This is a genomic window from Herbaspirillum sp. UBA812, from assembly GCF_002296545.1.
Classification (GTDB): Bacteria; Pseudomonadota; Gammaproteobacteria; order Burkholderiales; family Burkholderiaceae_D; genus Herbaspirillum; species Herbaspirillum huttiense.
This window is the reverse complement of the sequence record NZ_DBIC01000009.1, coordinates 996-13889: the sequence shown is the minus strand read 5'-3', so window position 1 is coordinate 13889 and position 12894 is coordinate 996. Positions and strand designations below refer to the sequence as shown.

Sequence of the window (12894 nt, the reverse complement as noted above, 5' to 3'; positions counted from 1 at the left end):
TTCTGGGTCGCGGCCACGGTGAAGCGGGCGTTCGGGTGCGCTGCCTTGCGGCCGGTTTCCTTGCCGATTTCCGGGGTCCAGTCCTTGCCCTGCCAGTCGATGAGGTGCGCCGGGGCTTCCTTGGTCATGCCTTCCCACCAGACGTCGCCATCATCGGTCAGCGCCACGTTGGTGAAGATGGTGTTGGCCGACACCGACGCCATGCAGTTGTAGTTGCTCTTTTCGTTGGTGCCCGGGGCCACGCCGAAATAGCCGGCTTCCGGGTTGATGGCATACAGGCGGCCATCGGCACCCGGCTTGATCCAGGCGATGTCGTCACCGATGGTGGTGACCTTCCAGCCGCCGAAGGCCTTGGGCGGGATCAGCATGGCGAAGTTGGTCTTGCCGCAGGCCGAAGGGAAAGCGGCGGCCACGTAGTGCTTCTTGCCTTCCGGGGATTCGACACCCAGGATCAGCATGTGCTCGGCCAGCCAGCCCTGGGCGCGGCCCATGGTGGAGGCGATGCGCAGGGCGAAGCACTTCTTGCCCAGCAGCGCATTGCCGCCGTAGCCCGAACCGTAGGACCAGATCTCGCGGGTTTCCGGATAGTGGACGATGTACTTGGTGGCGTTGCACGGCCAGGCCACATCCTTCTGGCCGGCGGCCAGCGGTGCGCCCACGGTGTGCACGCAGGGCACGAACTCGCCATCGCTGCCCAGCACGTCATAGACGGCCTTGCCCATGCGGGTCATGATGCGCATGTTCACGGCCACATAGGGAGAGTCGGACAATTCCACGCCGATGTGGGCGATGGGCGAACCCAGCGGACCCATCGAGAACGGCACCACGTACAAGGTGCGGCCGGCCATGCAGCCGTCGAAGAGGCCGTTCAAGGTCTGGCGCATCTCGGCCGGATCGGTCCAGTTGTTGGTCGGACCGGCGTCTTCCTTGTTCTGCGAGCAGATGAAGGTGCGGTCTTCCACGCGGGCCACGTCCGACGGATCGGAGCAGGCCAGGTAGCTGTTGGGACGCTTGGCTTCGTTGAGCTTCTTCATGGTGCCGGCGGCGACCATTTCAGCGCACAGGCGATCGTATTCTTCCTGCGAACCATCGCACCAGTAAATGCGAGCCGGCTTGGTCAGCGCGGCGATTTCGGCGACCCAGTTGATCAGTTTCTGGTGTTTGACGTAGGCGGGCGCATTGACTGCGGGAATGCCTGCCATGAGGGGTTGGTTCATATGCTACCTCCAATGCCACAAGTTGATGAATTCGGTTGGCACGGCAGGATCGTCGTTGCACGGGCCTGGCGGGATACGCACGCCAGTCTGCAATACGGCGGTCTTGTCGATGGCGGCCGGCTCCAGGAGCCCGGCTACCCGGCCCGCCTCCTTGCTGGCGGCGGGTTTTGCTCACTCTTCGACAGTCGAGAGTGCAGGAAAGTGGCAGCGATTGTACCCCGATAAAACGGAATTTACGCAAATTTGTAGCGAAAAATACCCGACTTATGTAGTAGGTAATTACAAATCAAAAAAAATCTGTTAATTCATTACCGTGGGATATAACAGTCATTCCTTGATAAACCGCATGAACACTGGATTTGCGGGGCATTGCGGGCGATATGCCATTCACGCCGTGAATATCTCCTGCAGAAACGCGACGAAAACCTTCACCTTAGCTGTCTCGCGGCGTGTTGGTTGGTAAAGCGCCACGATGTCCGGACCGGCCAGCTGCCATTCCGGCAGCACCGGCACCAGGCTACCCTCCTGCAAGGCCGGATCGAGGGTCACCGACATCTGCTGGATGATGCCGCCGCCGGCCTGTGCGGCTGCCACCATGGATTCCACATGATCCATGGCCAGCAGGCCCTTTGGAATATGCGAGCTTTCCACGCCGTCACGGCTGAAACGCCAGGGCTTGACCATGCGCGTGCGCGGATTCAGGAAACCCAGGCAGGCGAACTGATCCAGCGCCTCGGGCGTCTGCGGCCAGCCGTGCTGCTGCAGGTAGGACGGCGCTGCACAGCACAGGTAGCGGGTACCGGCCAGCTTGCGCGCCACCATGCCGGAGTCGGCCAGGGTGCCGATGCGCACCACCACATCCAGCCCTTCTTCGACCATGTCGACCATGCGGTCGCTCACGGTCACGCGCAGCTCCAGCTCGGGATACCGGCGCAGGAAGTCCGGCAGCGCCGGCGCCACGTAACGCCGGCTGATGACGCTGGGCAGGTCAACCCGAAGCAGCCCTGCGGGGCGCGTATCGGAGGCCCGCAAACCCGCCTCCAGCTCGCCCATGTCGGCCAGCAGCCGCAGCGCCTGCTGGTGGCAATGCCGCCCCTCTTCGGTGAGCGACATGCTGCGCGTGGTGCGATTGAGCAGACGCACCTTGAAGTGCGCCTCCAGTGCGGCCACGTGAGTGGTCACGGAGGAGGTGGACATGGACAGCTTTTCAGCCGCCCGGCTGAATGCGCCCGCCTCGACCACGGCGCAAAAGACCTTGAGCATGTCCAGTCGGTCCATGGTGTTCTCCCTGTGCTGTCGTTATCGGTGCCCTGATTCTAGGCCATGGCACGCGGCCGATTATTCGCCGATGCGCAATTCTGACTTTGGCGCCGCCCGCTTTTTCCGCGCAAGGCAAACCGCGAGACTGCGTGCATCGACCTGCCGCCCTGCGGTGAGGCGAGCTTCCTTCACCCAGACCACCTTCAGGAGTCATCATGTCCAACGCCCCCTCCCTCATGCAAGCCGCCCTGCTGACCCAGTTCGGCACCCCGTTGTCGCTTGCCCCGATCGAAATACCGACGCTGCGCCCCGGCCAGGTGCTGGTGCGTATCGCCGCCAGCGGCGTCAATCCGCTCGATACCAAGATCCAGGCCGGCAACGCCGCCCATGCCCAGGCCCGCCTGCCGGCCATCTTGGGCATCGACCTGGCCGGCGTGGTCGAGGCAGTCGCGCCTGGCGAAACGCGCTTCGTTGCCGGTGACGAGGTCTATGGCATGACCGGCGGCATCGGCGGCGTGCCCGGCTCGCTGGCCCAGTTCGCCGCCGTCGATGCCGACCTGCTGGCGCACAAGCCGCGTAGCCTGGACATGCGCCAGGCGGCCGCCCTGCCCCTGATCTTCATCACCGCCTGGGAAGGCCTGGTCGAGCGCGCCCGCGTACAGCCCGGCCAGAAAGTGCTGGTGCACGGCGGCGCAGGCGGGGTCGGCCACATCGCCGTGCAGATCGCCCGTGCGCTCGGTGCCGAGGTCTATGCCACCGGCAGCGCCGACCAGCAGGGCCTCATCGAAAGCCTGGGCGCCACCGCCATCGACTACCGCAGCCAGCAGGTGGAGGATTACGTCCAGCAATACACCGACGGCAAAGGCTTCGACGTCATCTACGACACCGTCGGCGGCGCTACGCTGGACGCCTCCTTCGCCGCGGCCCGCCGCTATGTCGGACATGTCGTCAGTTGCCTCGGCTGGGGCGCGCACAAGCTGGCGCCGCTGTCCTTCCGGGGCGCGACCTATTCGGGCGTCTTCACCTTGCTGCCGCTGCTGACCGGCGAAGACCGCGCGCGCCATGGCCAGATCATGCGCCAAGCCGCAGGCCTGGCCGATGCCGGGAAATTGCGGATTCTGATGGACGAACGCCGCTTCACCCTGGAGCAGGTCAACCAGGCCCACGCCCTGGTGGCCGAGGGCCAGGCGCGCGGCAAGCTGGTCATCGACATCGGCATTTGAGTGGCGGGGAAGCGGCCAGGGCAGCAGCGCCCGTGCCGAATCCCGGCAATCGCTTTATGATGGACGCCCACGCCGGCCACGCAGGTGGCCGGTCACCGCCCCTCAAGAGTGCCAGGAGACTTCCCATGAAAATCGCCATCCTCGACGACTACCAGGATGCCGTGCGCCACCTCGACTGCTTCCGTCTGCTCGACGGCCACGACGTCAAGGTCTTCACCAACACCGTGCGCGGCACCGGCCAGCTGGCCGCGCGGCTGGCGCCCTTCGACGCCGTGGTGCTGATCCGCGAACGCACCGCCCTCACCCAGCCCCTGCTGGAAAAACTCCCCCTGCTGAAACTGATTTCCCAGACCGGCAAGGTCAGCGGGCATGTCGACGTGGCCGCCGCCACCGCGCGCGGCATTGCCATCGTCGAAGGCGTGGGCGACCCGACCGCACCGGCCGAGCTGACCTGGGCCCTCATCATGGCTGCCATGCGCCGCGTGCCGCAATACTGCAGCGCCCTGCGTGCGGGGGCCTGGCAGCAGGTCTCGCCCACGCCGCATCACAACCTGATCGGCACCGCCCTGAAGGGGCGCACCCTGGGCATCTGGGGCTACGGCAAGATCGGCAAGCTGGTGGCCGGTTATGGCCGCGCCTTCGGCATGCAGGTGGTGGTGTGGGGACGCGAGGCCAGCCGCGAGCAAGCCGTCAAGGATGGCCTGCAAGCTGCCGCCAGCAAGGAAGATTTCTTCACCCAGGCCGACGTTCTGACCCTGCACCTGCGCTTGAACGACGCCACGCGCGGCATCGTCAAGGCCAGCGACCTGGCCCGCATGAAGCCGACCGCCTGCTTCGTCAACACCAGCCGCGCCGAACTGGTCGAGGCCGATGCGCTGGAAGCGGCCCTGCACGCCGGCCGCCCCGGACTGGCCGCGCTCGACGTCTACGAGCGCGAACCGCTGCCGGTGGACTCACCGCTGCTGAAGATGGACAACGTAGTAGCCGCCCCGCACCTGGGCTATGTGGAAAAAGACGGATATGAACTTTACTTCCGTGCGGCCTTCCAGAACATCGTCGACTACGCCGCCGGGACGCCGAAGAACGTGCTCAATCCTGAGGCTCTGGGGTGATGCGGTGAATGGTTCTGACCGGCGGGTCATAGGTCAGCTGGGGCATGGCCCCGGCGCGCTTCCACAGGTGCCGCCAACCCGGCGGCCACGGTAGCGGCGGGCCGGCGTATTCGGGGACATTGCGCCGGATCGGGATCACCGGCAGGTGTTCCGGGATGCTGCCGTTGCTGTGCCAACCGAGGCTGAAGGCGTAATCCGGCAATAGCGTGGCGCACACCAGCTCGAACCAGCTGGCATGGGCTTCGTCCTCGCCCAGCGCCTGGGCCAGTCCCTGCGGGTCGAACTGGGCCAGCAGGCGCGCCAGTTCCTCGGGGGACGAAGAAGGTCCGTCGCCCCAGCCCATCACCGGATTGAAGTTGTAATCGGCGCCCGAGCCATACCAGCCCTCGCGCCAGGGCCGCTCGATCCAGTTGCGCGGGCCGCTGAAGAGATGCCAGCGCCAGTGCAGCCCGGACGGCTTGGGCCAGCTATAGAGGTAGAGCCGCTGATAACCGGCACGATGCAGCTCGCGCACCATGGCCATCAGGCGCGCATGCGGCATGCGGTCCGGCGGGGCGCGGCGGAACAGGATGGGCGTGCCATCGGCGTGCTGCACTTCGTCCGACGACAGGTTCAGGTCCAGGGTGCGCACCTCGCTGCCGAAGCGCGCAGAAATCCAGCCCGTCATCAGGTTGACGAGCACGATCACGCCATAGCCGCGATGGCGGTGGAAGATGACGGTGCCGGGTGCCAGAGGTTTCATATGCGGTCCATTATAAATGTCCTTGGAAAATCGCTCCGGCCCCGCCCGTCTCGACACGAAAATGAAGCTTCCTGCGTGTAAGATAGCGCCTGCCAGCAGCCATAGCGCGGCTATCCGGGGGGAAGCGGCTGGCACGCGGCGTCCGGGACCGCATCTTGCTTATCCCGCGATGTGAACATTTTGACCAGTTGGAAGATAGGAAACCCATGAGCCTGCGCATCATCGCCACCGGTGGCACCTTCGACAAGCATTACGACGAAATCGCGGGCCAGCTTGGCTTTGGCGAGAGCCACCTGCCGGACGTCATCGCCCGCGCCCGCATCACCACCGAAGTTTCCCTGGAAACCCTGCGCCTGCTCGATTCGCTGGAGATGCAGGACGGCGACCGCCAGCGCGTGCTGGAAGCCTGCCAGGCCTCGGCGCAAAAAGCCATCGTCATCATCCACGGCACCGACACCATGCAGCAGACCGCCCAGGTGCTCGGCCAGGCGCTCACCGACAAGACCGTGGTGCTGACCGGCGCCATGATCCCCTACGAGATCGCCAATTCCGACGCCTTCTTCAACTTCGGCTTTGCCTGCGGTGTGGCCCAGGTCCTGCCGCCGGGCGTGTATGTGGCCATGAACGGCCGCATCTTCGCCTGGAACAAGGTCGCCAAGAACCGCAGCGCGGGCGTCTTCGAACCGATCTGACCCCAGCCCCTGGCAGGCCCCGTCCTTCAGTGCGGTGCCTGCCGCTGCGCCCAGTCGCGGCAGAACGACAGCAGCGCCGATAGGCTAGGAGAAGGCGCGCGGTGGCGGCTGACCACCATGTAGAAATGCCGGCGCAAGGTCGGCAGGGGCGTGTCCAGTTCGACCAGCTTCCTTGATTCGATCAAATCTTCCACCACCGAACGTGACAGGCAGCTGATGCCCAGGCCTTCCGCGGTGGCGCGCTTGATGGCTTCCGAATTGCCGAACTCGAAGGAGGACGGCAAATGATGCAGGTAGGGAATGAGCGCATGCTCGACCGCCTCGCGCGTGCCGGACCCGGCCTCGCGCAGCAGCCAGTCGGCTTCGCGCAGCATCTTCAGGGTGATCTTGCGGCGCGCGCGGACGATGGGGTGTTTGGGCGCGGCCACCACGATCAGTTCATCGGTCATCCACGGCTCCACCTGCACATCATCGGCATGGCAGGGCCCTTCAATAAGTCCCGCATCCACTTCGAAGTTGACTACGGCCTCCACGATATCGGCGGTATTGGCCACCAGCGCGCGCACTCGCGCCCCTGCATGACTGCGCCGATAAGCGGCGATCATGGCCGGCAGCAGATAGCTGCCGATGGTGGTGGAAGCCCCCAGGTGCAGGTCGCTGCCGGCGGCCGGATCGCTGAACTGGCGCTCGATGGTCTGGGCCGCATCCAGCATGTGGCGCGCCTGCGGCAGCAGCTGTCGGCCGCTGTCATTCAGCACCAGCCGCTTGCCGACACGGTCGAACAACTGCACGCCCAGCAGGCTCTCCAGTTCGTTCAGCGCAGCGCTGGCCGCCGACTGCGACAGCGCCACCAGCCCGGCCGCCGCCGTGGTCGAACCTGACTGGGCCACGGCCAGGAAAATCTGCAATTGCCGCAGCGTGATTCTCATCGATCCTCCGTTATGCATTTCGGACATGGGGGTGCGCAGAAAACGTCACCGTCCATCTACCTGTTCAACAGGTAGATATTAGCAAAATAACGCGTTTTTCTTTTATAAGCCCGGCGCGTAAAGTGCACTCCATCGACAGCACACCCTTCGTGGAGAGCCCCATGCGTACCGCCATCCAGACTTCCTCCCTGCCGCCGGCCGCCGCCGGACTGGCGCTTTCAGGCGCCGTCGCCTGGGCTGCCATGAGCCTGGGCAATATCGGCTGGCTGCAGAATCACGGTTTCTCGGCCCTGACCGTGGCCATCGTGCTGGGCATCCTGATCGGCAACACCGTCTATCCGCGTCTCGGTGCGTACTGCGGCGAGGGCGTGCGCTTCTCCAAGCAGACGCTGCTGCGTGCGGGCATCATCCTCTACGGCTTCCGCCTGACCTTCCAGGACATCGCCCACGTCGGCGTGGCCGGTGTGGTGATCGACGCGGCCATGCTGCTGTCCACCTTCGGACTGGCGTGGCTGGTCGGTACCAAGTTGTTGAAGCTGGATCGTGACGCCGCGCTGCTGATCGGTGCCGGCAGCTCGATCTGCGGGGCGGCTGCCGTGATGGCCACTGAACCGGTGCTGCGCGCCCGCAGCGAGCAGGTCACCGTGGCGGTCTCGACCGTGGTCATCTTCGGGTCGCTGGCGATCTTCCTCTATCCGCTGCTCTATACGCTGCAGGCCGAACCGGTGTGGGGCCTGCGCCTGCCGGACTTCGGCGTCTACATCGGCTCCACCGTCCACGAAGTGGCGCAGGTGCTGGCCGCTGCACGCTCCATCGATCAGCACACGGCCGATGTGGCGGTGATCACCAAGATGGTCCGCGTGATGATGCTGGCGCCCTTCCTGCTGATGCTGTCGATTAAGGTGGCACCGTCTGCGGCGGCCGCATCGGGGGCTGCACATGCAACGAAGAAGCTGTCGATTCCCTGGTTCGCCTTCGCCTTCATCGGTGTGGTGGTGTTCAACTCCTTCTTCCCGCTGCCGGCCGCCGTCAACCAGCTGGTGCTGCAAGCCGATACGCTGATGCTGGCCATGGCCATGGCGGCCCTGGGACTGTCCACCCACCTCTCGGCGCTGCGCAGTGCGGGCATCAAGCCCGTGATCCTCGGTGCGGTGCTGTTTGCGTGGCTGGTGATTGGCGGAGCCCTGGTCAATGGCGCATTGGGACGCTTGCTGGCCTGAACCTGACTGCAGCTCATCAAGCAAAAAGGCGCGCTCCACAGGGAGCGCGCCTTTTTTGTTACATCAGGAAAACTGACTCAACCGGCAAGCTGATTCAGTTTCTTCAATGCAGCTCACCGCGCTGCGTCAGTTCGCGGATGATGCGCACCGTATCGATATCGGCTTCCTGATAAGCCGAGCGGCGGAAGTTGTCATAGAAAGCTTCTTCGCCGGTGACATCCTCGGGCTTGCCGTCGTCATACTCGAAGCGCACGAAGAGCACATCGGCCTGCGGCTCCTCGATGGTCATGCTCATGCGCGAGGCCGGGATCTCGCCCTGCGAGGGCACTTCATAGAGCACCTGGATCTGCGGCAGGTAAGTGACCTTGTCGATGATGACCAGCTCGCCATAGCGCAACTCGCGGCGCACGCTGTCGAGGCTTTTTTCGGAGAGGCGGCAGTCATCCAGATGCGGCATGAACAGGCGCGGCGACTCCGCACGCAAGACCAGGCCGCGCCAGAGTTGCTCGCGGGTCAGGGAATCGATCAGCGGATTGAGCGGATCGTTGATCTGGATGAGATGGTTGAATTTCATGGTTGCTCTCGTGTTGTTGTTGCCGCCGGCAATGCGGGCATTGTCCCACAGGCGCAGCCGGGCCGGTCGGGCGGGCTGCTACAATGGCGCCTCGTTTCTTCTCCTGCCCACGCCGATCGCCTCCGTATGTCCGCACCCTCCTTCGGCCTGAACAAGCCGCAAAGCGAAGCCGTCCACTACATGGCCGGGCCCTGCCTGGTGCTGGCCGGTGCCGGTTCGGGCAAGACCCGCGTGATCACGCAGAAGATCGCGCACCTGATCGAGAACTGCGGTTACGAATCGCGCAACATCGCCGCGCTCACCTTCACCAACAAGGCGGCGCTGGAAATGCAGGAGCGCATCGCCAAGCTGCTCAAGGATCCCAAGCAGGCCAAGCACCTCACGGTCTCGACCTTCCATTCACTGGGCGTGAAGATCCTGCGGCAGGAGTCCAAGCATCTGGGGCTGAAGGACCGCTTTTCAATCATGGACAGCGATGATTGTTTTTCCCTCGTGCAAGAACTGGCGGTCACCACCGACAAGGCCATCATCCGCGGCATCCAGAATTCCATTTCCCTGTGGAAGAACGGCCTGATCGATCCCGAGCTGGCCGAAAAGAATGCCCGCACCGAAGACGAAGCCCAGGCTGCGCGCATCTACCGCAGCTATGTGGCTACGCTGAAGGCTTATCAGGCGGTCGATTTCGATGACCTGATCCGCCTGCCGGTGGAGCTGTTCCGCAGCAACGAGGAGGTGCGCGACCGCTGGCAGCGCAAGTTGCGCTACCTGTTGATCGACGAATACCAGGACACCAACACCTGCCAGTACGAACTGGTCAAGCTGCTGGTGACAGGGATCGGCAAGAAACCCATGTTCACTGCCGTGGGTGACGACGACCAGGCCATCTATGCCTGGCGCGGCGCGACCATCGAGAACCTGAAACTGCTGGGCGTGGATTTTCCCAACCTGCACCTCATCAAGCTGGAGCAGAACTATCGTTCCAGCACGCGCATCCTGCAGGCGGCCAATGCGGTCATTTCCAACAATCCCAAGCTGTTCGACAAGACCTTGTGGTCCGAGCACGGGCTGGGCGATCCGATCACGGTCATGGCGATGGATGATGAAGAAGCCGAAGCCGACCAGATCGCCATCACGCTCTCGGCGCACCGCTTCGAGCGGCGCGCCAAGTTTGCCGATTACGCCATCCTGTATCGCGGCAACCACCAGGCCCGCATCCTGGAAAAATCCTTGCGGCGCGAACGCATCCCCTACGTGATGTCAGGCGGGCAGAGTTACTTCGACCGTGCCGAGATCAAGGACATCATTGCCTATCTGCGCCTGATCGCCAACCAGGACGATGACCCGGCCTTCATCCGCGCCGTCACCACGCCGCGCCGTGGCGTGGGCCAGGCGACTTTGGAAGTGCTGGGCACGCTGGCCGGACAGTGGCAGTGTTCGCTGTTCGAGGCGGTCTACAAGGGCGGCCTGGAAGACAAGCTGACCGACCGCCAGCTGCTGCCGCTGCGCAAGTTCTGCGACTTCATCAATGCGCTGGAATCGCGCGCCACGCGGCCGGGTCCGTCCGGCAGCGGCGAAGAGGCGGGCAAGGTGCTGGACGACATGATGGAGGCGATCAACTACGAGTTCTACCTCTACGACAGCTTCGAGGAACGCGCGGCGCAGGCACGCTGGCAGAACGTGGTGGACTTCGTCAACTGGCTCAAGGAACGCGCCTGCGGCGGCCGCGATGGCGAGGGCGAAGAGAAGAACCTGCTGGAGATCACCCAGATGGTGGCGCTGATGAGCATGCTCGAAGGGCGCGACGAAGAGCAGGATGCGGTGCGCATGTCGACCTTGCATGCGTCCAAAGGACTGGAGTTTCCGCACGTGTTCCTGGTGGGCGTGGAGGAAGGCATCCTGCCGCACAAGGGCGACCCCGACACCCCGCCCGAGGCCGCCGCTGCGCGCGTGGAAGAGGAACGCCGCCTGATGTACGTGGGCATCACCCGCGCGCAGCGTTCGCTGCACCTGTCCTGGTGCAAGCGCCGCAAGCGCGCCAAGGAAGTGATCGAATGCCAGATCTCGCGCTTCGTCAAGGAGATGCGCCTGGATGAAGGCGAGGCGGTGCCGCAGGAGAGCGAGAAGATCACGCCGCAGGCGCGGCTGGCCAATTTGAAGGCCTTGTTGCAGAAGCCGCGTCCGACGCCGGAAGGAAGTTGAGCCCAGGGGCGCATACGCGCCTGAAACGTGGCGAAAATGTCGATATCACGCACATCCATTGTGCGATTTGATCTCGAAATGAGCGCCCTGGCCGCATCGCGGTTTACAATGCCGCCTGCAAAAAAATCCCCAAGTTTCACAGAAGCAACACCGCCCGCCGCGCTACCCGCTCGTCTGCCCCTGTTGCCCCAAACCATTCCAGACAAGGAAATCACGCAATGATCAAGATGTTCTCCCGCCACGCCCGTACGCTGGCACTGACCGCCGGCTTCGTCGGCATGCTGGGCCTGGCCGCCTGCGGCAAGCAGGAAGACAAGAGCGCCGCCACCCCCGCGCCGCAAGCCGCAGCCGCCCGCGTCTACGTGGTCGGCGTGGAATCGGCCTATGCGCCCTTCTCCTCGGAAAACGAACAGAAGGATGTGGTCGGTTTCGACATCGACGTCATGAAGGCCCTGGCCAAGAAGATCGGCATCGAAGTCAAGTTCGTACCGACGCCCTTCGAAGGCTTCTTCAATTTCCTGGCACAAGGTGACCGCGACCTGCTGATCTCGGCCATCACCATCACCGATGAACGCAAGAAGTCGGTGGCCTTCTCCGAGCCCTACTTCGTGGCCACCCAGACCATCGCCCTGCCGGCCGCCGACACCAAGGTCAGCAAGATGGATGACTTGAAGCCCCTGACCGTCGGTACCCAGAGCGCCACCTCCGGCGACGAACTGGTGCAGCAGGTGCTGGGCAAGAACAGCGCCAAGATCAAGCGCTTCGACTCCACCCCGCTGGCCCTGAAGGAACTGGAAAGCGGTGGCGTTGACGCCGTCGTGGCCGATGAACCGGTGGTCAAGAACTACATCGCCAACAACCCCAACAGCAAGCTGCGTACCGTCACCGACCCCAGCTTCCCCAAGGAAGACTACGGCATCGCCGTGCGCAAGGATGATCCGGAACTGCTGGCCAAGATCAACAAGGGCCTGGCCGACATGAAGGCCGATGGCAGCTTCGCCGCCATCAGCGCACAATACTTCGGCAAGTAAGCCCTGTCCGGCGCACCGCCGGCAGCTCATCAGGACGGCGGCATCTGCCGCCGTCCTGTCTTTCCAGAAACTGATTTTTACAACCACCAATCGAGTCCGACATGGATTTCCGCTGGAGCATCATCCAAGGCTACGCGCCGCTGTTCGCCAAGGGCGTCCTCATGACCTTGCAGGTGTCGCTGATCAGTATCCTGATCGGCACCGTGATCGGCTTGCTGGTGGGCATGCTGCGCCTGGCCGACCTGCAGCACGGTCCGTGGAAGTGGCCGCTGAAGCTGCTGCGCTGGCTGGCCAGCTTCTACGTCGCCTTCTTCCGTGGCACGCCGCTGTTCGTGCAGATCATGCTGATCCACTTCGCGGTGATGCCACTGCTGGTGCAACAGGAACACGGCCTGCTCATCACCGGCGAACTGGCGCGCACCATCAAGCAGGACTATGGTGCCTTCCTCTCCGGCACGGTCGCGCTGTCGCTCAATGCGGGAGCCTACATTTCGGAAATCTTCCGCGCCGGCATCCAGTCCATCGAACGCGGCCAGTCCTATGCCGCCGCCAGCCTGGGCATGAACTACGGCCTCACGATGCGCTACGTGGTGCTGCCGCAGGCGTTTCGCCGCATGCTGCCGCCGCTGGGCAACGAAGCCATCACGCTGTTGAAGGATTCCTCGCTGGTCTCGGCCATCGGCCTGGCTGAACTG

General features: G+C 64.0%; 12 protein-coding genes. 7 read left to right on the top strand and 5 right to left on the bottom strand.

Translation table 11 applies throughout. The features are described from left to right. The coding region (locus B3873_RS00430; RefSeq protein WP_286863492.1) for a phosphoenolpyruvate carboxykinase (GTP) at positions 1–1217 on the bottom strand (1217 nt) is incomplete at its 3' end. A 387-nt stretch (positions 1218–1604) separates the two neighbouring features. Beyond that, the gene (locus tag B3873_RS00425) at positions 1605–2495 is read right to left on the bottom strand and encodes a LysR family transcriptional regulator (RefSeq protein WP_209532509.1); all 891 of its coding nucleotides are present in this window, start codon (positions 2493–2495) and stop codon (positions 1605–1607) included. Between the two features lie 197 nt (positions 2496–2692). Between B3873_RS00425 and B3873_RS00420 the strand changes: the two genes are divergently transcribed. Together B3873_RS00420 and B3873_RS00415 are read left to right on the top strand one after the other, a co-directional pair. Beyond that, positions 2693–3700, top strand: coding sequence for a zinc-dependent alcohol dehydrogenase family protein (locus B3873_RS00420; protein WP_209532507.1), 1008 nt, complete (start codon positions 2693–2695; stop codon positions 3698–3700). Between the two features lie 125 nt (positions 3701–3825). Next, positions 3826–4812 carry a D-2-hydroxyacid dehydrogenase family protein gene (locus B3873_RS00415; protein WP_259433435.1) on the top strand — a complete coding sequence of 329 codons (987 nt, stop codon included), beginning with the start codon at positions 3826–3828 and terminating at the stop codon, positions 4810–4812. Here the strand turns inward: B3873_RS00415 and B3873_RS00410 are convergent. Further along, positions 4790–5554 carry a hypothetical protein gene (locus B3873_RS00410; protein ID WP_034330392.1) on the bottom strand — a complete coding sequence of 255 codons (765 nt, stop codon included), beginning with the start codon at positions 5552–5554 and terminating at the stop codon, positions 4790–4792. The two genes, B3873_RS00415 and B3873_RS00410, sit on opposite strands and share 23 nt — an antisense overlap. Positions 5555–5760: 206 nt before the next feature. Here B3873_RS00410 and B3873_RS00405 point away from each other — a divergent pair, with 206 nt between their 5' ends. Beyond that, positions 5761–6246, top strand: a complete 486-nt coding sequence (locus B3873_RS00405; RefSeq protein ID WP_209532505.1) for an asparaginase domain-containing protein — start codon at positions 5761–5763, stop codon at positions 6244–6246. Between the two features lie 26 nt (positions 6247–6272). On the opposite strand, the gene B3873_RS00400 is transcribed toward B3873_RS00405, so the two are convergent. Further along, positions 6273–7175, bottom strand: coding sequence for a LysR family transcriptional regulator (locus B3873_RS00400; RefSeq protein ID WP_286863488.1), 903 nt, complete (start codon positions 7173–7175; stop codon positions 6273–6275). A 161-nt stretch (positions 7176–7336) separates the two neighbouring features. On the opposite strand from B3873_RS00400, the gene B3873_RS00395 reads away from it, so the two are divergent. Next, positions 7337–8395, top strand: a complete 1059-nt coding sequence (locus B3873_RS00395; RefSeq protein ID WP_286863487.1) for a YeiH family protein — start codon at positions 7337–7339, stop codon at positions 8393–8395. A gap of 103 nt (positions 8396–8498) precedes the next feature. On the opposite strand, the gene B3873_RS00390 is transcribed toward B3873_RS00395, so the two are convergent. After that, entirely contained in the window at positions 8499–8969 is a 471-nt protein-coding gene (locus B3873_RS00390) for an SRPBCC family protein (protein ID WP_034330381.1), read from the bottom strand. A 126-nt stretch (positions 8970–9095) separates the two neighbouring features. Between B3873_RS00390 and B3873_RS00385 the strand changes: the two genes are divergently transcribed. From B3873_RS00385 to B3873_RS00375, 3 genes are all read left to right on the top strand, one after another. Continuing rightward, complete coding sequence (locus B3873_RS00385; RefSeq protein WP_286863484.1) at positions 9096–11168, top strand: UvrD-helicase domain-containing protein; 2073 nt, start codon at positions 9096–9098, stop codon at positions 11166–11168. A 218-nt stretch (positions 11169–11386) separates the two neighbouring features. Continuing rightward, positions 11387–12199, top strand: coding sequence for a basic amino acid ABC transporter substrate-binding protein (locus B3873_RS00380; protein WP_039783602.1), 813 nt, complete (start codon positions 11387–11389; stop codon positions 12197–12199). A gap of 101 nt (positions 12200–12300) precedes the next feature. Next, positions 12301–12894: amino acid ABC transporter permease (locus B3873_RS00375; protein ID WP_286863482.1), on the top strand; the 594-nt coding region annotated here is incomplete at its 3' end.